Source organism: Paenibacillus sp. FSL R10-2782 (genome assembly GCF_038592985.1).
Classification (GTDB): Bacteria; Bacillota; Bacilli; order Paenibacillales; family Paenibacillaceae; genus Paenibacillus; species Paenibacillus terrae_C.
The window spans coordinates 140,653-160,937 of sequence record NZ_CP151951.1 but is presented as its reverse complement, the minus strand read 5'-3'; the positions used below and the strand labels follow the sequence as shown (position 1 = coordinate 160,937).

Sequence of the window (20,285 nt, the reverse complement as noted above, 5' to 3'; positions counted from 1 at the left end):
AACCTTGAGGTTTTGTGTATAGCCGACGCCTATTCATTGGTTTATATTTGGAGGCTGGATATGGATATTAATGATTTTCAACAATGGGTAAAGCAGTATTACCAGGAGAGAAGCTGGTCGGATTTAGATATATTCGTCCGAATTGGTTTCTTGGCAGAAGAAACTGGAGAGGTTGCGAGAGCCATTCGCGCCCTGGAAATCGGCAGAGACCGTCCCGATGAAATGGATGGTTCATTCGAGGATAACAAGAAACATTTAACTGAAGAACTTGGAGACGTACTGGGTAATCTTATCGTAATCGCCAACAAGTATGATATCACCTTGGAAGACATATTTCGGACACACCAGCAAAAACTTGCAAAGAGATATTCATAAGGGGGATCTAATATGAAAAGCATTGCTGTTTTCTGCGGTTCCAGTGATGGAGCGTCTGCGATTTATCGAGAGCATGCTATTGCTCTGGGCAAGGCACTTGCCGCACAAGAGATAAGCCTGGTTTATGGAGGAGCAAGCGTTGGTTTAATGGGTGCAGTAGCTGATGCGGTACTTCATGCAGGAGGTAACGTCATCGGTGTGCTCCCTCACTTTTTGCAAAGCCGTGAAATTGCGCATAATAGCCTGAGCGAACTAATCATTGTTGATTCAATGCATGAACGAAAATCTAAAATGGCAGAGATTGCGGACGGGTTTATTGCTTTACCAGGTGGCCCAGGAACGATGGAAGAATATTTTGAAGTTTTTACATGGGCACAATTAGGCTTGCACGAAAAGCCATGTGGTCTTTTAAACATTAACCATTATTACGATCCTCTTATTTCCTTGTTTGATCGTATGGCTGAGGAACAATTTATGCAACAAAAATATCGTGCGATGGTACTTACGGATACTACTCCGCAAGGAATCCTACGGCAATTTACCAATTACATTCCTCCTGCCGTCAAAACATATATCACGAGCAAACAGACCTGACATTAGAAGGGTACATATGGCTCAACAGACATACTGTCCCAAATGATATGAAGGGAACACCACCGACAACATCATCCCAGTGGTGTTCCTGTGAAATTGAGAGAAATTACAGGTTATACACCTGCATTTAACTATGTAGTCATCCAATGAACGATGTCATGTCTAACGAGAACGCCAATTTTAAATGCCAGCGCTTGTAGCGGTTGGATGATCGATTTGCTCACTTTCCTGAAAATCACGGCGATAGAACCAGCCGATCAGAACGGCAAGGGTTGTCATAGCCGCAGCCAGTAAATACACCTGCACCATGCCGAAACGGTCTGCGTACCACCCCAGGAATAACAAGGACAGTCCGAAAGCGAGATTCGTAAGCACATCAATACCCGCCATCACTTTAGGGAGCTGAGCGGCCGGTGCACTCGTTTGCAGCAAGGTACGGCGAATAATTCCTGCCATTTGAACCGGTAAGCCAGATACAGCAAAAAGAACAAGCGCAGCGACCGGGATCGTATTGAGCGCAAACACCACCGTAATCAGCACATATACGAGCAACGCTCCCAGCATGTACAGAAAGCTGTTTCTTTGCAGCCGCTTGACCAAGCCAACGACAAGCAGTCCGCCCAGAATCGTACCCGAGAAAAAGGAGGCATTCATAAAGCCCCACCAGCTTGCATCCTGATGCAGCACCTGAGTAACATACGCCAGAATAAATACGCCAAGCCAGGAGGTTCCTCCAATGGTGTCCACACTATCCACGATCATCAAAGAACGAATGCGGCGGTTATGCCAAATGATCTGCCAGCCTTCTCCAAGCTCTTTCCAATGGGAGCCTTTTTCCTTTTGGTTTGCGGTTTCTACTGAATTTTCTGAGGATGCTGAAGATTCGGGGGTTAATTCCTTTTGATCCAGCGGATCACGGATGAAGGCTGTAACGGTTACAGCGACGAGGTAACAACATGATGCGATCACAAGCGTATTGAGGGAACCCAGCCAAGCCACAATGATTCCACTTAACGCCCAACCTGCGCATTTGACCACTTGATCACTGACTGCCACCATACCGTTCGCCCGCATCAGCCCTTCGCCAGTGGCCAAACGAGGTACTAGTGCATTACGTGAAGGATTGGTCCAGCCATCCAGAAAAGACATACCGAACACCATCACAAAAATAAACAGAAATGACCTTTGCTCAGGTACGATCCACAAATAAAGCAGCAACAGCGAAAAGATGACAAACTGTCCAAATTGGGAAAATAGCAAAATACGCGTTAGTCGAAATCGGCCGAGGACTATCGGTGCAACGAGCCCGCTTAGCACTTGGGCAGACAATCGGAAAAGCGGAATCAAAATAGTCGTCATTAAAGAATTACTTGAGCTGAACACCAATACCACTACACTCAACATGTAGATGATATCTGCTACGTTGGAGATCGTCTGAGACCCCCACAGGTAATAAAAAGAGCGCCTGATCAAAAAAATTTCCCCCTCTTTGGTATTTCACCGAATTATGTATTGCCATAACCAAACCTCCCCTTGTTGATATTACAATTCTGTAAAATGTCTGGTTTTTTGTATATTCTACACACACCCTTAAATTTCCTTCTTTTATCTTTATAGGAAATTCGGTGTCCAATAAGCTTTCCCGCCTATTTTCCAACCTGACCTCAAATAAAAAAGCGCCTATAGCACTCTTTTACACCAGAAAATAGGCGACAAAAAGCACTGCGACGCTTCTTAATATACCAGTTACATTTATTTTTTGTGTCATAACACGATTATACTTGGAAATATATCCAGCTCATTGTGCTCTCTACCTCGTTAAATCCTCCACAAATTTAGGCAATATAAACGTTAACTTCCTTGATATCTGCAACACGCAAACGCCAAGTTTGCTATATTTATTGTACCAAACACACTGTGCTTTCACACTTTTTGCAGGATAAACGATACCCGGATAGCCTGAAAAATCCTTTTTTAGACTTGACCTCGTATAAAATACACACGTACGTGCATCTGATGAATAGACGCTTTCGGATTGACAATACTGAGAACATCAACCAAGGAAGGAGGTGGCGTGATGGGCGGTACAACCGGGCAATCCCCCAAACGCAAGCCACTCTGGCTTCGATGGTTTCAGGGACTGCTGTCACTCACCATTCTGACGGTCATCGCCGCCTGCATTCTGCTCGCCTATTTATATGCGACCAGTCTTCCGCTCGCGGATACGGACCGGAATTCACGGCTGCTCGACAGCCAGGGGCAGGTCATTGCCACCTTCTCTGCCGGAGGCAAGGAATCCATCCCTGTCCAGTTGGGTCACATTTCCCCCGATCTGATTGCAGCTACGCTGGCTGTGGAGGACCGGAAGTTTTACGATCATTTCGGCTTTGATTTCAAAGGCCTGGGCCGGGCCGTGCTTGTCAATCTGACCCACTGGGATATGTCGCAAGGAGCCAGCACGCTGACTCAGCAGCTTGCACGCAATCTGTACCTATCTCATGAGAAAACATGGACACGCAAGGCCAAGGAAGCCATCTATACTGCGCAGCTTGAAATGAAGTATACCAAGAACGAGCTGCTACAAATGTATCTGAACGAAATTTATTATGGCCACGGTGCCTATGGAATTGAAGCGGCATCGCAGATGTATTTCGGTAAATCCGCAAAAGATCTGGATTTGGCTGAAAGCGCCCTGCTGGCAGGTATTCCGAAGGGACCAACCTATTATTCACCTTATAATCATATGAAAAACGCGAAGGATCGGCAAAAAATTGTATTGGATTCCATGGCGCTCACCGGCAAAATTACCCCGGCCCAAGCCACCAAGGCCTATGAGGAAATGCTCGCCCTGCGGCCCGAGAGCCAGCGCCGGACGCTAGAAGCCGCGCCATGGTTCCGTGATTACGTCCGCCAGCTTGCAACGAATGAGCTGGGAATTAGTGAAAGTGTGCTGGAGCATGGCGGCCTGAGCATTTATACCACGCTGGACATGCACATGCAGCAAGCAGCCGAAGCGGCTGTAAATGAGGGCATGAAGGACAGCAACGGACTGGAAACAGCGTTGATCTCCATTGACCCGCGCAACGGGCATGTGAAGGCCATGGTTGGCGGGACCAACTATGTCGGCAATCAGTATAATCATACGCTTGTCACAACCCGGCAGCCCGGCTCATCCTTTAAGCCGATTATGTATCTGAGCGCACTGGATTCCGGAGAATTAACGAGTACATCCAAGTTTGAAAGCCGACCCACGTTATTTCACTACGACAACAACCGCAAAACCTACAAGCCCAAAAATTTTGGAGACAAATATTTGGGCGAAATCGATCTGCGACGTGCGATTGCGGCGTCCGATAACATTTATGCTGTAAGCACCATTTTGAAGGTGGGGACGGATAAGGTCATGGACCTCGCCCGCAAAATGGGCATTACGAGCGAGCTGAAGCCCGTGCCTTCCCTCGCACTGGGCGTATCGCCCGTCAGCCCGTTCGAGATGGCCTCGGCCTTCTCGGTCATCGGCAGCGGCGGGCAAAAGGTCGCCCCAGTGGCGGTTTTGCGCATCACCGATGCGGCCGGGCGGTCGCTCTACGAAGCACCGCAGGCCGCGCCTGTGCAGGTGGTGAAGCCCGCCTCTGCCTACGTCCTCACACGCCTTATGGAAGGCGTGTTTGAGGAAGGTGGCACCGGCAACCGGGTCGCGAAGCTGATCAAGCGCCCGGTTGCCGGGAAGAGCGGCACGACCAACACCGATGCGTGGATGGTTGGCTTCACACCCGAGCTGTCCACCGCCGTCTGGGTCGGCTATGACAAGGGCAAGGCCATCAGCACGCAGGATGCCCGGCGGGCAGCACCGATTTTTGCGCAATATACGGAGAAAGCGCTGGAGAATGTGCCGCCCAAAATCTTTCCCATCCCTGACGGCGTAGTCAGCGCCTATATTGATCCAGCCAGTGGCAAGCTGGCTGCGCCGGACAGTCCGGATAAGCGGCTGGAGGTATTCGTCAGCGGCACGGAGCCTAAGGAAACGCTGTCAGGACAGAATAACCCGCTGACAGCGACACAGACTGACCAATCGGAGCGGCAGGCAGAAAAGAAATCATGGTGGAGCAATTTCAAGCGATGGTGGATGGAGTAACAACAAAAAAGACTGAAGGAACGCTATGAGCGCTTCTCTCAGTCCTTTTTTACTTCATTTTATTTGCTCATATGTCCCATGTCTCTCTCTTGCTACAATGTTCCGCAGCTTTCCCTTCCGGTACGCTTTTCCCCAAAGGTGTGCTTACCAAAAGCAACTAAACGACTCGATACGGTTGGTATCTACACCATAATAAGTCCAAAAACGACCATTCCATCGGAATCCCGCTACGGATGTTCTGCCTACAAAGACGGGATACAGCCAGAAGCGCTCACCATTCGTCAGCCATACAAACGTGTTGCGGAACAAGCAACCGGAAATGGCTAAAGGATCAATAGCATAAGCCGTGACCAGCGGCTTCGGTGGCGTAAATTGCGGCGGTGGGGCAGTTGGCGCTTGAGCTTGCGGTCCGTATGGACCTTGGGGTCCCGGGCCTACTGGACCAAGCGGCCCTCCCCCTGGTGGCGGGCCAATTGGTGACGGGAACGAATCCTGCGGGCCAGGAAATTGTGGAAGCGAAGGCCCTGACGGTGTGAATGAACCCGGAATACCCGGTTGTGTTCCGAAAGGGACCTGTGGCATTAAAGACATGTGTTTCACTCCTTGTGTTCTAGGCTGATGTATCCTATGCGAGACATCAGCCCGTGGACTGGGCGAATCCCCATACCGTCGCCGCATTCCGCTATTTCGTCCCTTTATATCCATAATTATTATATCCTGTCTCCATTACTCCCAGATCAGCGCCACCAAATCAGCTCTGGACTTCCCTCTCTCACTGATGATTTATGGAAGGCGAAACTGGTGGTGTACATGTACAGGTGAACCCGCTGATGTGAGCGGTCGCCTTAATGCGGAGCCCATCTGATTCAGGCGTGATCGGTGAATTCAAGCAGCTCGCTGACGGTAACGAACCGATACCCTTCTGCAGCAAGCTCTTCCACCAGTACCCGGACAGCCTCGACCGTCTGTGATCGTTCGCCATACCCGTCATGGAACAAAAATATGCTGCCAGGCGCAACAGTCAACCTCGTATGCTCCAAAATAAAATCGACGCCAGGCTGCTCCCAATCCTTTGCCTCCCCGTTCACGGCACCGATTGCTGAATATCCGAGCTCCGCTGCAAGCGAAAGAATGTCGGCATTAACGCCAAAAAATGGAGGTCTGAAGCACAACGCGGCCTTCCCCGTCACCCGCTGTATCCTCTCTTCCGCCCGCTGCAATTCAGCCCGCGCATCATCCAGCGTTAGCTTGGTCAAATCAGGATGAGAATAGGTATGATTGGCAATCTCGTGACCGGCACCATGAACTTCGGCTGCGATGTCCTCGAACGCCTCCATCTCCTGACCGATCATGAAAAACGTAGCTCTGCCACCCGCTTGGCGGAAGATATCCAGCAGTTGTTGCGTATATAACGGATGCGGACCATCGTCAAACGTAAAGGCGACGGCCTTCTCCCGGGTTGGAACCTTATGCACCATTGATAATTTGACCATCAGCAATTCTCCTCCCCTTAATGACTAAAGCAACCTCTTACGTTCCTTATCCTAATGCTACTCTTAATTGCCACTTATCCTTCATCGCAGCGACAGCCAGCCGTTCTGACAGCCTTTATCCTTTGACAGCGCCCGCAATCATACTCTTCTGCACCTGCTTATTAAGCAGCAAATAGATCACAATCGTCGGGATGGTCGTGATCATGAGCCCTGCTCCGATAATTCCCCACTGTGTAATGTAAGTCCCGACCATAGACATCATCCCCACCGTTAGTGTCTGATAGGATGCCTTATTAATAAATGTCACCGCAAACATCAGCTCGTTCCAGCAGGAAAGGAATGTAAATATCGCCACCGTGGACAAGGCAGGACGAACAAGCGGCAATACAATGAAGAAGAACGTTTTGTAGATCCCGCATCCGTCGATGACCGCGGCTTCCTCCAGCTCACGTGGAATTCCGTTGAAGAAGCTTCCAAGGATGAACACCGCCATGGGAATGCCAAACGCAACATAAGGAATAATCAATGCCCAATAGGTGTTCAGCAAGCCCAGATTCTTAAGTACCATAAAGAGGGGCAGCAAAGCTGCGTGAATCGGCACCATCATCCCCAGAAGAATTGTCGTCATCGTTAAACCGCTGAGCTTCCATTTCATTCTCGTGATGGCATATCCCGTCATGGAGGAGAGGATCAACACCAGGATAATGGACACAGCAGTTACCAGCACGCTATTAAAAAAATAAGTTAATACATGACCATCAGATAATGCCTTGGTATAGTTGCTCCAGAGAAATTTTTGGGGAAGTCCTGCCACATCGCCGCTGAATATCTCACTATTATCCTTCAGTGAGAAGAATGTCAGCCAGATGAGAGGATAAATCTGCGTGATCGCCACTATGATTAAAAACCCTTGTAACAATATTTTTCCAATATATTTCGTAAAGTTCCGTTTTTTTTGCAACACTACTTGCATCGTACTCACCTCGATCACCCCCTATTCAGTCTTGAAGTATTTATTGATGATAACTGTGAATACTAGACACTCCAGAATAATGAAGACGGATATCGCACTTCCGTAGCCATACCTGTAGGTATCGAAAATGGTCGTGTACATCAGGGTGCTCGGTACCTCGGTGGTGAAGAATGGACCGCCGTTCGTCAATACATAGATCAGATCGAATACCTTGAAGGCACCGATGACGGAGAAGATGAGACATACCTTGAGAATGGGCCTCATTAGCGGGAGGGTGATGGAGAAGACTGTCCGAATGCGGGAAGCTCCATCAATTTTGGCTGCTTCGATAATATCATTTGAAATCGACTTCGCACCGGCATACATCAGCAGCATATGATAACCGACATACTGCCACAGGGTCGGAATAAACGAAGCCACCAGCGCCGTATGCTTCTGTCCAAGCCAGTCCTGGGCCAAATGGGACAGACCTATGCTCTCAAGCAAAGAGTTCAAGAGGCCATAATCCGCGTTATAGATCTTAGACCACAGCTGCGCGATCACCACGGTTGAAATCAGAACCGGAATGAAATATACCGTACGGTAAAACCCTTCTCCCTTGACATTAGACGCCAATATCAGGGCAAGCAGAAGCGACAAGGGCAATTGGATGAAAATCGAAGCTGCTGCAAACAGCAGCGAATTTTTGATAGAGTTCAATACACGTGGGTCATTGAACATTTCGACATAATTGTTCAATCCGACAAACGTTCCTTTGCCTACACCATTCCAGTCCAGCAAGCTGTAATAGCTGGAGACGAAGATCGGAACTAATACAATGCCACAAAATATAAGGAGAGTAGGCAGGACAAATATAGTAATGGCTGTTTTATTCGAAAATACAGAATTCATCATCGGTCTCCTTTCAAAAATGTGGCCAGGGATTACTCCTGACCACATCCTGTTTGGGTGTATGTTTTGATCAGAGACTCAATTCCGTCGGCTTCAGTTGAGCCATCTGCTTGCAGAATTCCTCTGGAGTAATATCGCCTGCCAAAAGCTGCGCAATCAGGTTTTTGTGTGCTTCTGCCGAATCGGCCGGAAGAATATTATCCCACCACGCGATAAACGAGGTCGCCGTTTTCATGATGTTTGCGCTGGATTGATCCAGTGTGGAAAGCCCTGAGGTGTCAAGCCCATCTGTATTCCAGCTAGGAAGCCCTGCCCCCGCCAGAAATCCCTTCGTGCCAAGCTGCTCGCTTAAATACATGAGAAATTCAACAGCTTCCTTCGGATGCTCTGTGTTGCTGCTGACATAGAAGCCGTCGACCGCGCCACCGAATATTTCGGTATTCTTGCCCTTGCCGTCCTCAAATATTGGGAAGGGAATGACTTTCACCTTTCCTTTGACTGTCGAGGAGGGGTCTTCGATCCCGGCGTTCACCCAGTTGGCCTGGAACATCATGGCCCCCTTCCCTGCATTGAACGCACCAAGCATTTCATCATAGCTCATGCTGAACATACTGCTGTTGAAAGCGCCTGCCTTAGCCAGTTGCTGCATTTTAGTGGCTGCCGCGACGAAGTCGGGCGAATCCCATTTGGCAGAGTCCTTGAACGCCCCTAGTACTGCGGCATTTCCTGCTTGGCGCATCGCAATAATGTCATACCAATACATGCCTGGCCAGCGATCCTTTTCGCCGATAAGAGCCGGAGTAATCCCCGCTGTCTTTAGTTTCTCCACCGCATCAAGCAGCTCTGTGTAGGTCGTCGGGATTTTTGCGCCCGCTTTATCGAACAGCTCGGTATTGACATAAAGATTGGCGATATGTGTGTAAACAGGCAGTGTATAAATTTTACCGTCCGTCTCGATGGCTTCCGACATGCCTGGGGCCATTTTTGCCTTGATGTCATTTTTTAAATAGCTGGTAATTTCAAGAACATTCCCAGATTTAATATAGGGCTGCATAAAGCTTCCGCCCCCCATGCCGTAAAAAACATCGGGTGCTTCACCTGCGGCAATGGAAGTCTTAATCTTGGTTTTATATTGCTCACCGGTCGTACCTGTCCGTTCAACCTGGATATCGGGATGCTCGCTGTTCCACTTCTCAATGATTTGCGGCAATAATTTAGCTGACGGGTCCGTATTGCCTACTGACTGATCCCACAGCGTCAATTTTATAGAACCGCTTCCTTCCTGCTGCGTCGCTTCCGATGACCCGGATGAACATGCGGTTATGCTGCCTGTGAGGCCCAGTGCCAGCATAATGACCATCGTATTTTTTAATAGCGCTTTCATTTTTTACCCTCCCTAATCGTTTTGGCTGCTTCTAGGGCTTATTGTATGGGAAGGCTACCCCTTATCTCCATTCAAAAAACGTGCATCCGCTTTCAAAATTCAAACATCTTTCCGACCATCATTTACTTTGTCTGTACTCATTCATGGACCTGCCCATGGTTTTTTTGAACAAGACACTGAAATAGTGCGGGTCCGTGATCCCAACCTGCTCACCGATCTCGTATCCCTTTAAATCGGTCTGCTTCAGTAAGGCTTCCGCCCTCTTCATGCGTATATTCGTAAGATGCTCCACAAAGGTCTGACCCGTCTCCTTCTTCATCAGCCGTCCCAAATGGCCTGGACTGACGAAGAAGACCGCAGCAGTGCTCGCCAATCCCACACCCGGATCGCTCAAGTTGTGCTCAAGATACTCCTTCACCTGGCTGATCAGGTTGCCTTCCTTGGTCTGGTTTTTCGAATGAATGGCCCCCGACACATATCGGACATAGCTCTCCAATGTTCTCATTAATTCTGGCAGATGATCTGCGGTGAGAATGGAGACCAGCATTTCTTTATCAAATACGTGTTCATTTTCCATCTGCTGTTCCATCGCCGCACGCTGGCATTCGGTAATCACATCCATCGCCGCCATCCGAAACTGCGACACACTGGAGAACGACACGTCAAAGATTCGACTCAGCATCTGAGTCGCGCGTTCAGAGGAACCGACACTGATGTAAAATTGCAGATGCTGAAGAAGCTCTGCATTGGACCGATACGTCTGCTCCCTGTGATCCACAATATCCTCGAAGCAGACCACTTGATTTTTTCCAACGAAGGCCTGGTAATGAAGCGCACGACATGCTTCCTGATAGCCTAGATGTGCTTCTTGTATATCCTTATGCTTGCGCCCGACACCGATGCTTACCAAGCATTTGTGGGAATGAATCAGATCGGTCTTGAGCCATTCACAATCGCTTACCAGATCGACAGCCTGGCTCCATGAAATGATCACAACCTGGTCTCGAGTGTCCGTCAGAATAATGACTTGAGAATCCTCCTGATAGAACGCTTCTATTTTATTACTGCATTCCATTCGCAGTAGGATAAGTTGTTCCTCCGTCTGCTTCGCCGTTGTCGAGAAAATCTCGATCACGGCTATTTGACACGCCTCTACGCCAAGGTGCAGGGGTATTTTGAAATATTCGACTTTTTCATGAATTTCTTCCTGTGATAGAGCACCATTTAACCATTGGTTCAGGAATTTTTCCCTAATATATGGAAAGTTTCGTTCCAGCACCACCTTCAGCTTCTCCATTTCCTTATCACGCGTACGCTCCTCATCAATCTTACCTTTCAGCTTATCGGTTACTACTAGCAGCTCTGAAGGGCGAATCGGCTTTAATATAAAATCGGCAATGCCAATTTTGATACTCTGACGCGCATATTCGAACTCATCATGACCGGTAACGACCACAATTTTAATGTCTGGGTACTTTTCCAATACCATACCGCTAAACTCAATTCCGTCGATTGTCGGCATGCAAATATCCGTAAAAATAACATCCGGTCTCTGCTGCTCCACCAGATCAAGTGCCTCGTGTGCATTGGAGGCTTCGCCTACGATCACCATGCCCTGCCTTTCCCAGTCAATGCGCATTCGCAGCAGATTCCGGATCAGATATTCATCATCCACGATCAAAACCTTTAATTTTCCCATAAAGCATCTACTCCATTCGGTATCATCAAAGTTATCGTCGTTCCCTTCCCCGGCTGACTTTCGATGCTTACTCCAGCGTCATCTCCATAAAAAATACGCCAACGCTCCATGGTGCCCCATAGGCCGAAGCTCTTGATTTGGCCTTTTCGCTCCGTATACAGAATTTGCGAAATCTCTTTCTCCGACATGCCCACACCATCATCAGCGATGGATATCCTCAGCACATCATCCTCCGTCTTTCGCACGCTGATCCATATCGTTCCCTTGGTTCCTTTGGGTCGAATGCCATGATACAGCGAATTTTCCACCAAGGGCTGCAGTACAAGCTTTGGAATCGGAGACTGGCAGCAATCCTCGTCCACATCGAACTGAACCTCAAAGACATCCTGGTAGCGTGTCATCTGAATTATCAGATAATTTCGAACAATTTCAATTTCTTCGCCAACCGTGATAACTTCGCGTCCCTTGCTGACACTCATGCGATAATAGTTCCCCAAGGCCTCAAGCAGATCACAAACCTGAGCATTTAATCCAGAAAGGGCTAACGAGGTAATGGAGTCCAGCGTGTTATATAAAAAGTGTGGTTTGATTTGAGCTTGCAGCGTATTCAGCTCCGCCCTACGAATCGTATTCTGCTCCTCGATAGTTCGCTTCAGCATCTGGTCAATTTGTTCGATCATGTCGTTGTAGCCAATAAACAGCTTTTCAAATTCATAGCTATTCAGTTCCACATTCACTTTCCTGAGGTTGCCGCTTGGGGCCTTGTTCATGGATCGCAAAAGCTTATGGATCGGCTTGATAATACTGCGTGAGATAATGAATGAACTCACAAAGAAAACGATTCCATTGATCACAAGTAGAAGCAACGCTAACAGCACAAGCGACTTGTTTTTGGAATCCATACTGTTGTTTTGATCTATACTTATGAATTTCCAAGGATAGTCTCCGACTGCGAGATAGGACACCGTATATTTCTGTGAACCGGAGTTCAAGGCAAAAAATCCTGAGCTGCTTTTCTGAAATTGCTGCTCCAGTGCATCCTGGTGGGTTGTCAGCAGGTGCTGAAAGGCTGTGTCGCCTTGAGCTTCTGTGGAATGGTCCACAATGATCTGATTATTCTCATCCAGAATGGCAATTTGAAACGAGTTTTGATTCAGGAGATTGGAATACGCTTGTTCAAAGGAGCCTACCTTAATGTTCATGACCAAGACCCCGAGCTGGGAGGTGTTGTCGATATCTCGAATCAATCGAATGAAAGAAACGAAATTCTCATGGGTACTTCCCTCCGAAAAGGCTCCACTGCCATTCAGCTTCAGAATATACTTTCCTTTATTGAGCACAGCCTGCTCATACCATGGAGCGTCCTCTACATTGGCTTCCTTAAAAGTCGGCAATTCCTGCGTTCCGACGGAAAAACGATGGCCCGAATTGTCGAAAATGTACACGGAATCAATGATTGGAACCGCTTGCATCAAATTGTACAAATAAGCGCTGACCTTGGACTGGGTCTGCAGGTTGGCATATACATCCCCTTGCCTTAGCAGATTTTGCAGATTATGATCTGAGAAGATCATTTTGGAATAGTTGTTTACATTCTCAATCATTAGATCGACGTTGGTCTGGATGGAGCTGATCGTCTGCAAGGAGGCCTCATTGATCTTCTTCTGCGCGGAGCTCGCAGCGATTTGATTCAGGACCAAGTAGCTGAATGCCACCGTAAGTAGGATAATTAAGAAGTAGGCGAATGGTATGGTAAAGGATAATTTCTTCGGCTTGCTGTGAATAAAGGCTATCAAGCTTTTTATTTGCTGTAGCATCACCGTATGACCCTCCGCTTATCATGTTGAATTCCATATTCTATATTCTATCATTATAGCCGTTGTCCGAATTCAATCTCAACGAGCCTTTTGGGAAGGTGAATTAAATTAGTTGTATACGCAATAAAGACCACCCCATAGGATGGTCTCAGCGAACAGGTATGCAGGCAAAAGAGTCGAGGGAATCCAAGTTAGTCGGTCATGCTTGGATAGGGCGCATTGGAAATGAGCTCCTGATTATCTACGCCGGTTACTTCATGTCTCGCCAGCTTCGAATGTGGTTCTCCCAGATATATTTGTACTTTCCGACAATATCTCTCGCTGTTTTGGGCTTTTGCCCAGTTAATACTTCAATGGCGTCGGATTTAACGTTCAAAAGTCCTTCCTTAATGCTGGCATCGGTCGTCATGAGATCTTCCCCGCAAAAAGGAACCGGAGAGCGGGAGAAATCCCCCGTAATTTCTCTGGGAATATGCAGCTTTTCGAGATATTTATAGTATTGCTCCGCATCAACGGGAATGTACTCCATATCCTCGCCGGAAACTTCCTGTATGAGATTGCACAGATCTCTTACAGAAACAGACTCTGATCCAACAATATCATAGGCCCTGTTGTCCTCGGCCTTTCCCAGCAGGGCCGCAGCCGCTGCTCTTGCACAATCATCCTTGTGCACCAAAGTGGCTCTGCCCTCTCCGGCGGTGCTTAACCATTTATGGTCCGACATGAGCGCCAGCATGGTATACATCGTTAAATAGTTTTCCAAATACAAGTTATTTCTCATAGCATTATAGGCAATGCCTGTTGACTTTAAATACTGCTCAGTAGCGGTATGATCCGGGGTGACATAGACATGTGCGTAATCCGGGTCCGTTGCACCGATAAATGAACTGTAAGTAATGTGCGAGATTCCTGCTCTGATCGCCGTATCAATCGCATTGCGGTGCTGCTGCACCCTTTTGCCGACCTCAAGGCCAGAGACGATATAGATTCGGTCCCCATCCTTGAAAGCCCGTACCATAGATGGAATATCATCATAATTGATTTCAAAGATACTTACACCTGCCTGTTCCCATCGCTGCAACGCATCTTTGGGAATTCTTTCTTTGTTCATGCATGTGAAGGTTAGCTCGCGACCCCCTACTTCGGCCAGAACGGTTTCCGCTATCCGACTTGCCAATTGACCATCCACACCAGTGACGATATAACGCATGCGTATTCCTTCTTCCTTAGTGATTATATTCACAAGAAAACATATCACAGGTTGACGCCAGCGTGAAATCACCTTATTTTATGAGTAATAAATAAATTTCATATAAAGGATACTTCGAATGAACATTCAACAACTGAAATGCTTTGTTTCTCTTGCGGAGACGCTTAATTTTTCGACAACGGCCGATAAGTTGCATTTGACGCAACCTGCAGTGAGCCACAACATCAAGAGCCTGGAGCATGAGTTGGGCATTGTGTTGCTTGTTCGAAACAAAAGGTCGGTTAAACTGACTGTAGCGGGCGAGAGCTTTTACGACGATATTGAAGGGCTGCTGTTCCGTTTGGACCAATCCATTTTGAAATCCAAACGCCTTTCGGAACAATACGAAAGTACTCTGGTCATCGGCTATACGGAGACGATCTTTGAGAAGAAGGTTTTGCCTGACGTTATCAAGCGCTTTAAGGAGAGATACCCGAAGATTCAAATTCAGCTTAGAAAATCCAACCTGACCAGAGAGAAAGAGGATTTATTGAACCAAAAATTCGATATTATATTTACAACGGAAGATAATTTGGGCAAGGACAGCCATTTTTGCTTCTATCCCGTATATAAAGGCTCATATGTCTGCGTGTTGCCCCATAATCACCCTCTTGCGAACGAAAGGGAATTAACAATCGAACAATTAGATCATCAATTTCTCATTTTTTTCGACGAGCACCAATCTCCCCCAACGCTTAAAAGAATACAAAGGATCATTGCCGAGCAATGTCCAGCTTCCATGTATACCTACGGAGATAGCGTAAATACGATACATACCATGATCAAAAGCGATTTGGGTATCTCGGTACTTCCTAACTTCGTGATTGTGCAGGATCAAGAGATTACGTTCGTTCCTTTAAGCCCCTCGGAAGAAGTGGTATACGGCATTGCCTGTCTGCGTAGCGAAGAGCGGTTGGAGGTCAAACAATGGATTTCGATATTAAAACAATTATTCTCTTAAACATTACCCATTCAGCCCTATGCGCCTAACGCATCACCTTGATTAGCGCACATACTTCTTCTTCACCGTATCCTGCATCTAAAGCCTTTTTGAAGAGGCCTTGGGCAAATACGGGGAATTCATTATTCATCCCTGCTTCACGAGCCTGTTCCATGAGAAGATCTACGGTAACCATACTCATATTTACAGAACTTTGTGGCTTATCGTAAGCTCCACTCTGAATTAACTCGCTCTCATACTTCATTACCCCGCCAATAACGGGAGATATCTGGGCAATCATGGCCCCAAAGGTATCCACACGAAGATCATCTGATTCAAGAATACGTGCAGCGTGGAAAAAACCGAGATACGAGCCAAACAGATACGAAAGAAATGCCAAGTCCGTCGTCGAAGCTGCGCTAACCTGCTCTCCCAAATAAAGCACATTTCCAGCTACGCTTTTAAGTAACGGCTCACACTTGTGAAATGCAGAAGGAGAACCAGATGAAAATATGGTAGCTTCCGGTTGTCCCATCTGGGTAGGAGAAGCTACGATCGCTCCTTCTATATATTCAGCCTGGTATGTTTGAGTCCATACTTCATGATCTCGGGCCTGTTGCGGGCTTCCTGTGCTTAACTGGATGAGAATCCGTCCTGCCAGAGCCGCTTTCACTTCATCCGTGTCCAAAATACTATACGACGCTGCATAATCAGATACACAGATAATGGACACTGCGCTCGCGCTTATTGCTGCCGCAGCATTAGGTGCCAAAATCGCTCCTGTCTTCACAATCAGTTCAGCCTTCTCACTTGTCCGATTCCATACCGTAACTCTATAACCACTTTGAAGTAACGATTGAGCGATTGCAACGCCCATAGAGCCCAAGCCTATTACAGATACGCTGTTCATATTATTCACATTCTCCATTCCCTTTCTTTACGCTTCCAGATTCACTGGAACCAGATGTAGTAAATGAATGTCCTTGGAATCAATCATAGAGGCAAACGTTTGGAAAGCAGGCACAGATTTGAGCTTTTCCATCGCCGCCACTGCCATTTGCATATCAGACCAATATACAATGTCTGTCCATTGTGCTTCGTCAGAGGTATGTAGCAATTGACGCTCTTTAAATCCCGGTAATTGGGCTTGTAGCACATCACTCAATTCAGCGGCAGCTTTACGAAAAGAGTCCTTATCCGTCCCCTCTTTTAACTTGAATAGTACTAGCTCCATTACGTATTGCTCGTTCTTCATCTTAAAACTCCCCTCATCCTCTTCATTTAAAAAGCGTCCTCACACCTTCTGTCACAGTCATTCCATGCGAGCCTGACTCACTGTTATTTCAGATGTGTGAACCTTGACTTCGAGGTTAAGCATACGTGATAATAGTGCCAACTACTGTCACCAATATTTATTTGCTTAAAAAAGGAGCAAAACATGCACAAAGCACAACGACTTGTTCAGCTCATCATGTTAGTAAATGAACGCAAAAAATTCACCATACAGGAGTTAGCGGACGAATGCGGCGTTTCACGTCGAACCATGATTCGTGATCTGATGGAGCTAAGTGAACTCGGAGTTCCCCTATATTCTCAAACAGGGCCTGGAGGTGGCTACCGCGTACTGCGCGAGAAGGTACTACCGCCAATCAGCTTCACAGAACACGAAACCATGGCATTATTTTTTGCCTGCCAATCATTACGAAATTACAAATCTCTCCCCTTTAAAAACGAAGTAGATTCCGCATTGCACAAGTTCTTTCATTATCTATCTAGTGAACTTAAGCAAAAGATCGAACAAATGCAGCAGCGGCTTGTCTTCTGGATACCTCCGCATGACATAGAAGTGCCTTTTCTCAGAGAGCTACTGGAGAGTGCGCTGGAACAACGCGTCATTACAATTGTTTATGAAGCAGCCACGCGTCGAGAAAGGATGATCCAGCCACTCGGTATTTATACAATGAACGGATTATGGTATTGCCAGGCTTATTGTTTTCTTGCAGAGGATTATCGAGTGTTCCGTGTGGATCGAGTGAAGGATTTCTCTGATGGAGGGGACCAAAGCAAGCAAATCGATATGAACGGGGATCATATTGAGCAGTGGGTTATGCGCATGGATGAAAGTGATATGGCAGAATTGGAAGTAGATTTAACATCCGAGGGTGTGCGGCGATGTCAGTCAGACTTGTGGTTGGCACCGTCTATCGAATTGAATGAGGATGGCTCGGGCACGATTCGTACAACAATGAGTTCATCATTTGCAACATGGGCGGTACATTTTTTTCTTGGACTTGGCATGGAAGCAAACGTAAAGCAACCTCAGGCAGTGCGTGAACAAATAAAAAATAAACTCCATGATCTGCTGAACCAATATGGTTAGCCATATTTTAAAATTGTTCTGAGCCTGCTCTGAATTAGAGTGACAGGCTCAGAGGTGTGCCATGGACGATAATCATTAATATCACCCCTGCACTCAGCTTGCGCCGCCCCTGTCGATTCCAATCATACTTAAACCTCTATGATAAACGCACTTCACTAATTTCAATCCGTAGTCCACACTCTGCGAATCTGGGCTTCTGCTTCTTTGATTTCAAGCAAATATACGTCCGGATTCGAAAGTGTTTTCCACTCCTCAAACCCAAACTGCGAATCGTAATGTCGAATGAGAAGTGACAGCAGAGCCCCATGAGTTACAATGATGATCGTTTTTTCTGTCCGTTCTATAAGCTCCTGAACAAGCTGTATTCCTCGATCTGCCGCTTCACGAGATGATTCCCCTCCCTCCAGCTTGAAATCCTCGTCCAGATAGGTCTGTTTCAGCACGTCCATCCAATGATCCAAATGCTCATGGCTAAGCACCCGTTCCTGAAGACGTAGATCAGTATATACCTGCAACTGTTTCCGTTCAGCCAAAGGCTGAATGGTTCGCACGGCCCGTTCCCACGGGCTGGATACGATATATTCCACACCTACATTCTCCATAAAATCAGCCAACTGCTCAGCTTGTTGGATACCTTCATCGGTGAGTCGGGCATCTGGCTCCTGTCCTGTCGCTTTGGCATGTCTCACAAAGTAAATCTTCTTCACGTAATCACTCCTAACCAGTAAAGTTAGTTACACTTCTCTACTTTCGTGAACCTCTGATTAACCTGAATGAAAGTAAAAAAGCACTCTTTGCAAGAGTCATTGTCACACAAATTTAGAATCCTACATATTGACAAATAATTATTTTTATGTTATAATTGGGGTTTACAAATTTTAATTTCGTGATACGATTCCTTTGTATTACATCAACTCTTTCAGGAGGGATTCGATGCAATTGGACAAGGGAATACAGCTACTTCAGGTTTCTTCTACCATTATGGGACGAACAGAGAGCATTCACCCCACCTTAATGTGGGACGAAGATAATATGATTTTAGTGGACACGACTTACCCCGGGCAATTACCGCTTTTACAAGAGGCTATTCTAAGTACCGGATTCACCATCCATAATCTTACCTCCATATTCATTACACACCAGGATCTTGATCATATCGGCAGTTTGGCAGATGTAATCCAGACTTGTCCATCCCCAGTTCAGGTGTTTTCCAGTTCTATCGAAAAACCCTATATACAGGGAGAAAAGCAGCTTATAAAGCTGACACCAGAAGCGATAACTCAAGCTGTAAACTCCATGCCCGAATCTGTCCCGGTAGAGTGGAGACATGCATTCCGGCGCACACTTGAAAATCCCCCGAAGACTGCCGTAAACTCCACGATCGTTCCCGGGGAGGAATTGCCCTTCTGTGGAGGGATCGTAGTTGTAGATACTGCTGGTCATACACCGGGGCACCTAAGCTTCTATCATAAGACCAGTCAAACTTTGATTGCAGGAGATGCTCTGAACGTAGTGAGTGGCGAGCTACAGGGGCCAGATCCACAATACTGTCATGATTATAACATGGCGAAGGAATCTCTTAAAAATCTGCTCACATATGATATAAAAAAAGTGATTTGCTTTCATGGAGGGCTTTACGAAGGCAATTGTAATCGGCGGATAGCTGAAATATGCGGTTTGTGACTTACTTATCTAAAGATAAGACTAACCAGAAATTCCAGTTAGTCTTATCCTACATATTTTACTGTTAAACCCTAAGAACTTACCTAATGATCTTACGAAGTAGGAAGCTGAATACTGACTAGACTTTCAAATAGACTCTCAATACAGGTGCATCAGGAGAAGCAGACGAGCCTTCCAATATTTCCACATGACTGATCATCTCTTGCCCATCTGGAACGATTACCGGAGTAATTACAGGCAATCCCTCCTCTTGAATAGCGTCCAGATCAAACTCCATCAATAATTGCCCCGCTTTAACGTTATCTCCTGTTTGGACATGAGGGTTAAAGCCCTTCCCTTTGAGTGAGACGGTATTAATCCCGACATGTATCAAAACTTGTACACCGGATTCATGTTCAATGATCAGCGCGTGCTTGCTTTTCTCCATCACATGAGCGACTTTCCCCGTAAAAGGAGCCGTGACCCTGCCTTCAGACGGATGAATAGCGATGCCTTCCCCCATAGCCTTCGTAGAAAACGCAGGATCTGGAACTTCCTCAAGGGAAACCACTTGTCCTCTAATTGGTGCTACCATGTCGAATTCTTCAATACGAGGAGCCACCTTCTTTTTCAACCATTTAAACATAACGATGCCACCTTATTTACAGATTACATTCATAAACAGTGAATAGG

19 protein-coding genes are annotated in these 20,285 nt (G+C 46.8%); 6 read left to right on the top strand and 13 right to left on the bottom strand.

From position 1 onward, the window contains the following. Positions 1–60 precede the first annotated feature (60 nt). Complete coding sequence (locus NST83_RS00650; protein WP_137061054.1) at positions 61–375, top strand: MazG-like family protein; 315 nt, start codon at positions 61–63, stop codon at positions 373–375. Positions 376–387: 12 nt separating this feature from the next. Beyond that, a complete protein-coding gene (locus tag NST83_RS00645) occupies positions 388–969 on the top strand; it encodes a TIGR00730 family Rossman fold protein (RefSeq protein WP_342416203.1) in 582 nt (193 codons plus the stop codon). Between the two features lie 180 nt (positions 970–1,149). Here NST83_RS00645 and NST83_RS00640 read toward each other — a convergent pair whose 3' ends face one another. Next, complete coding sequence (locus NST83_RS00640) at positions 1,150–2,442, bottom strand: MFS transporter (protein ID WP_342416202.1); 1,293 nt, start codon at positions 2,440–2,442, stop codon at positions 1,150–1,152. Positions 2,443–3,046: 604 nt separating this feature from the next. Between NST83_RS00640 and NST83_RS00635 the strand changes: the two genes are divergently transcribed. Then, positions 3,047–5,104: a PBP1A family penicillin-binding protein gene (locus NST83_RS00635; RefSeq protein ID WP_342416201.1), complete on the top strand. Its 2,058-nt coding sequence runs from the start codon at positions 3,047–3,049 to the stop codon at positions 5,102–5,104. Between the two features lie 144 nt (positions 5,105–5,248). Here the strand turns inward: NST83_RS00635 and NST83_RS00630 are convergent, their stop codons facing one another. The 8 genes from NST83_RS00630 to NST83_RS00595 form a co-directional block, all read right to left on the bottom strand. Next, positions 5,249–5,695 carry a transporter gene (locus NST83_RS00630; RefSeq protein WP_342416200.1) on the bottom strand — a complete coding sequence of 149 codons (447 nt, stop codon included), beginning with the start codon at positions 5,693–5,695 and terminating at the stop codon, positions 5,249–5,251. A 275-nt stretch (positions 5,696–5,970) separates the two neighbouring features. Beyond that, complete coding sequence (locus NST83_RS00625) at positions 5,971–6,597, bottom strand: polysaccharide deacetylase family protein (protein WP_342416199.1); 627 nt, start codon at positions 6,595–6,597, stop codon at positions 5,971–5,973. 115 nt (positions 6,598–6,712) lie between these two features. Next, entirely contained in the window at positions 6,713–7,570 is an 858-nt protein-coding gene (locus NST83_RS00620; RefSeq protein ID WP_043922591.1) for a carbohydrate ABC transporter permease, read from the bottom strand. Between the two features lie 21 nt (positions 7,571–7,591). Then, positions 7,592–8,464, bottom strand: coding sequence for a sugar ABC transporter permease (locus tag NST83_RS00615; RefSeq protein ID WP_342416198.1), 873 nt, complete (start codon positions 8,462–8,464; stop codon positions 7,592–7,594). Between the two features lie 67 nt (positions 8,465–8,531). After that, complete coding sequence (locus tag NST83_RS00610; protein ID WP_342416197.1) at positions 8,532–9,845, bottom strand: extracellular solute-binding protein; 1,314 nt, start codon at positions 9,843–9,845, stop codon at positions 8,532–8,534. 118 nt (positions 9,846–9,963) lie between these two features. Then, the gene (locus tag NST83_RS00605; protein ID WP_342416196.1) at positions 9,964–11,544 is read right to left on the bottom strand and encodes a response regulator; all 1,581 of its coding nucleotides are present in this window, start codon (positions 11,542–11,544) and stop codon (positions 9,964–9,966) included. Next, positions 11,532–13,361 carry a sensor histidine kinase gene (locus NST83_RS00600; protein ID WP_342417844.1) on the bottom strand — a complete coding sequence of 610 codons (1,830 nt, stop codon included), beginning with the start codon at positions 13,359–13,361 and terminating at the stop codon, positions 11,532–11,534. Before NST83_RS00600 ends, NST83_RS00605 begins: the two co-directional genes overlap by 13 nt. A gap of 250 nt (positions 13,362–13,611) precedes the next feature. Continuing rightward, positions 13,612–14,571: an NmrA family NAD(P)-binding protein gene (locus NST83_RS00595; RefSeq protein WP_014279106.1), complete on the bottom strand. Its 960-nt coding sequence runs from the start codon at positions 14,569–14,571 to the stop codon at positions 13,612–13,614. A gap of 118 nt (positions 14,572–14,689) precedes the next feature. Here NST83_RS00595 and NST83_RS00590 point away from each other — a divergent pair, with 118 nt between their 5' ends. After that, a complete protein-coding gene (locus tag NST83_RS00590) occupies positions 14,690–15,571 on the top strand; it encodes a LysR family transcriptional regulator (RefSeq protein WP_342416195.1) in 882 nt (293 codons plus the stop codon). A 25-nt stretch (positions 15,572–15,596) separates the two neighbouring features. Here NST83_RS00590 and NST83_RS00585 read toward each other — a convergent pair whose 3' ends face one another. Both NST83_RS00585 and NST83_RS00580 read right to left on the bottom strand, forming a co-directional pair. Further along, on the bottom strand, positions 15,597–16,460 hold the full coding sequence (locus NST83_RS00585; protein ID WP_342416194.1) for an NAD(P)-binding domain-containing protein: 864 nt from the start codon (positions 16,458–16,460) through the stop codon (positions 15,597–15,599). A 27-nt stretch (positions 16,461–16,487) separates the two neighbouring features. Next, positions 16,488–16,805: a hypothetical protein gene (locus NST83_RS00580; protein WP_342416193.1), complete on the bottom strand. Its 318-nt coding sequence runs from the start codon at positions 16,803–16,805 to the stop codon at positions 16,488–16,490. A gap of 183 nt (positions 16,806–16,988) precedes the next feature. Between NST83_RS00580 and NST83_RS00575 the strand changes: the two genes are divergently transcribed. Beyond that, a complete protein-coding gene (locus NST83_RS00575) occupies positions 16,989–17,930 on the top strand; it encodes a YafY family protein (protein ID WP_137061045.1) in 942 nt (313 codons plus the stop codon). Positions 17,931–18,091: 161 nt separating this feature from the next. Here the strand turns inward: NST83_RS00575 and NST83_RS00570 are convergent, their stop codons facing one another. Continuing rightward, on the bottom strand, positions 18,092–18,637 hold the full coding sequence (locus tag NST83_RS00570) for a histidine phosphatase family protein (protein ID WP_342416192.1): 546 nt from the start codon (positions 18,635–18,637) through the stop codon (positions 18,092–18,094). 226 nt (positions 18,638–18,863) lie between these two features. On the opposite strand from NST83_RS00570, the gene NST83_RS00565 reads away from it, so the two are divergent. After that, on the top strand, positions 18,864–19,613 hold the full coding sequence (locus tag NST83_RS00565; protein ID WP_342416191.1) for an MBL fold metallo-hydrolase: 750 nt from the start codon (positions 18,864–18,866) through the stop codon (positions 19,611–19,613). Positions 19,614–19,731: 118 nt separating this feature from the next. Here NST83_RS00565 and NST83_RS00560 read toward each other — a convergent pair whose 3' ends face one another. Further along, complete coding sequence (locus NST83_RS00560; RefSeq protein WP_342416190.1) at positions 19,732–20,238, bottom strand: PTS glucose transporter subunit IIA; 507 nt, start codon at positions 20,236–20,238, stop codon at positions 19,732–19,734. Positions 20,239–20,285: the final 47 nt, after the last annotated feature.

Excerpts from the sequence above, each read along its gene's own strand:
- NST83_RS00625 (WP_342416199.1), bottom strand. The coding sequence starts at position 6,597 with ATGGTCAAATTATCAATGGTGCATAAGGTTCCAACCCGGGAGAAGGCC.
- NST83_RS00565 (WP_342416191.1), top strand. The coding sequence starts at position 18,864 with ATGCAATTGGACAAGGGAATACAGCTACTTCAGGTTTCTTCTACCATT.
- NST83_RS00635 (WP_342416201.1), top strand. The coding sequence starts at position 3,047 with ATGGGCGGTACAACCGGGCAATCCCCCAAACGCAAGCCACTCTGGCTT.
- NST83_RS00600 (WP_342417844.1), bottom strand. The coding sequence starts at position 13,361 with ATGCTACAGCAAATAAAAAGCTTGATAGCCTTTATTCACAGCAAGCCG.
- NST83_RS00575 (WP_137061045.1), top strand. The coding sequence starts at position 16,989 with ATGCACAAAGCACAACGACTTGTTCAGCTCATCATGTTAGTAAATGAA.
- NST83_RS00615 (WP_342416198.1), bottom strand. The coding sequence starts at position 8,464 with ATGATGAATTCTGTATTTTCGAATAAAACAGCCATTACTATATTTGTC.
- NST83_RS00610 (WP_342416197.1), bottom strand. The coding sequence starts at position 9,845 with ATGAAAGCGCTATTAAAAAATACGATGGTCATTATGCTGGCACTGGGC.
- NST83_RS00585 (WP_342416194.1), bottom strand. The coding sequence starts at position 16,460 with ATGAACAGCGTATCTGTAATAGGCTTGGGCTCTATGGGCGTTGCAATC.
- NST83_RS00560 (WP_342416190.1), bottom strand. The coding sequence starts at position 20,238 with ATGTTTAAATGGTTGAAAAAGAAGGTGGCTCCTCGTATTGAAGAATTC.
- NST83_RS00595 (WP_014279106.1), bottom strand. The coding sequence starts at position 14,571 with ATGCGTTATATCGTCACTGGTGTGGATGGTCAATTGGCAAGTCGGATA.
- NST83_RS00645 (WP_342416203.1), top strand. The coding sequence starts at position 388 with ATGAAAAGCATTGCTGTTTTCTGCGGTTCCAGTGATGGAGCGTCTGCG.
- NST83_RS00590 (WP_342416195.1), top strand. The coding sequence starts at position 14,690 with ATGAACATTCAACAACTGAAATGCTTTGTTTCTCTTGCGGAGACGCTT.
- NST83_RS00605 (WP_342416196.1), bottom strand. The coding sequence starts at position 11,544 with ATGGGAAAATTAAAGGTTTTGATCGTGGATGATGAATATCTGATCCGG.
- NST83_RS00650 (WP_137061054.1), top strand. The coding sequence starts at position 61 with ATGGATATTAATGATTTTCAACAATGGGTAAAGCAGTATTACCAGGAG.
- NST83_RS00620 (WP_043922591.1), bottom strand. The coding sequence starts at position 7,570 with ATGCAAGTAGTGTTGCAAAAAAAACGGAACTTTACGAAATATATTGGA.
- NST83_RS00580 (WP_342416193.1), bottom strand. The coding sequence starts at position 16,805 with ATGAAGAACGAGCAATACGTAATGGAGCTAGTACTATTCAAGTTAAAA.
- NST83_RS00630 (WP_342416200.1), bottom strand. The coding sequence starts at position 5,695 with ATGTCTTTAATGCCACAGGTCCCTTTCGGAACACAACCGGGTATTCCG.